A 1,325-nucleotide genomic window follows, 5' to 3' on the forward strand; every position below is an offset into this window, starting at 1 on the left:
CTTAGTTTGATCTTCGTCGCCAGTGGCTTTGCTGTGATTGCCACTGGCGGCGGCGTCTAAAGCGTGACCAGGCGATGGTGTGGTCGTTGTCCGGGTGACGGTCGTTGAGCAGGGCTGCGATCAGGCGGCGGGCTTCGGGGACGCTGATCGGAACGAGTTGCTCGATGTCGGCTGTGGTTCCCCTTTTTGCTGTTCGGCGGCGCGGACGGCGGCGAGCCAGGCCAGGGCGAGCATCGACAAGGTGATGTGGGCGTACCAGCCTCGCCAGGTGCGGACTTGGTAGTCATCGAGTCCGGTTTCCTGTTTGGCTTGTTTGAAGCATTCCTCGACCGGCCATCTGCGTCCGGCGACCCAGATCAGCGTGGCCAGACTGGTCCGGCGGGGTGCGTAGCAGATGTAGTAGGCGATCTCGGTCGGGTCGGTGATGCTGCGCCGGGCGAGTAGCCAGTGCCCGCGTCCAGCCGCCCACCAGGGCCGGATCGGCACCCGCACCCAGTCGTACAGGCGTGGCCCGTGCGCGCCGTCACCGCAGGACATTCGGCGCCAGGAGCGTGCCGGCAGGCTCGCGATGATCTCATCGACGCGGCCGGAGCCGATCCCGCGGGCGGACACGTCGTCGTTGCAGCGGGTCGCGACCACATGGAACACGTCGCGTTCCTCCAGCCAGACCCGTAGGTATTTGACCTGCCCGAACGCCTCGTCAGCGGTGAACCAGGTAAACGGAACGCCAGCGTCGAGGGCTCGTTGCAGCATGCCGATCGCGATCCGTGGCTTGGTCAGCAGTTCGGTATCGGCGGGGATCCCTGCCTGCGCGCAGCGGTCACGATCGGCCAGCCAGGACTCGGGCAGATACAGGTGCCGATCGATCAGAGCGTGCCCGGCCGGGGCGACATAGGCCAGGAACGTGCCGATCTGACAGTTGTCGGTCTTACCGCTCGTGCCGGTGTATTGACGTTGCACCCCGGCGGACTTGTCGCCCTTCTTCACGAACCCGGTGTCGTCAGCGACCAACACCGCTCCCGTGTGCCCCAACCGGTCGATCACATAGCCACGGACGTCGTCACGAACGCCGTCGACGTCCCAGTCCGCCCGCCGTAACAGCCGCTGCATCCCGTCCGGGCTCACCTCACCGGCATGTTCGGCCAGGGTCCAGCCGTTCTTGCGTTCCAACCCGGCAACCAGCCCACCCACATACCGGGCCGCCCGCTCACGCGGCTCCGACCTGCCGAAACGCGGACCCACCAGACCAAGCAGGCCATCCAACTCAGCCTGCCAGCTCTCAACGTCGACATAGACCACGCCCGACTAACGCCTTTCAGCATCAG

Annotated in this window: 1 protein-coding gene; it reads right to left on the bottom strand. The window is 65.9% G+C overall.

The annotated features are described in order from the left end of the window. Positions 1-120: 120 nt before the first annotated feature. Positions 121-1,299, bottom strand: coding sequence for an IS701 family transposase (locus tag Ade02nite_RS48805; RefSeq protein WP_203778289.1), 1,179 nt, complete (start codon positions 1,297-1,299; stop codon positions 121-123). Positions 1,300-1,325: the final 26 nt, after the last annotated feature.

The organism is Paractinoplanes deccanensis (genome assembly GCF_016862115.1).
Classification (GTDB): domain Bacteria; phylum Actinomycetota; class Actinomycetes; order Mycobacteriales; family Micromonosporaceae; genus Actinoplanes; species Actinoplanes deccanensis.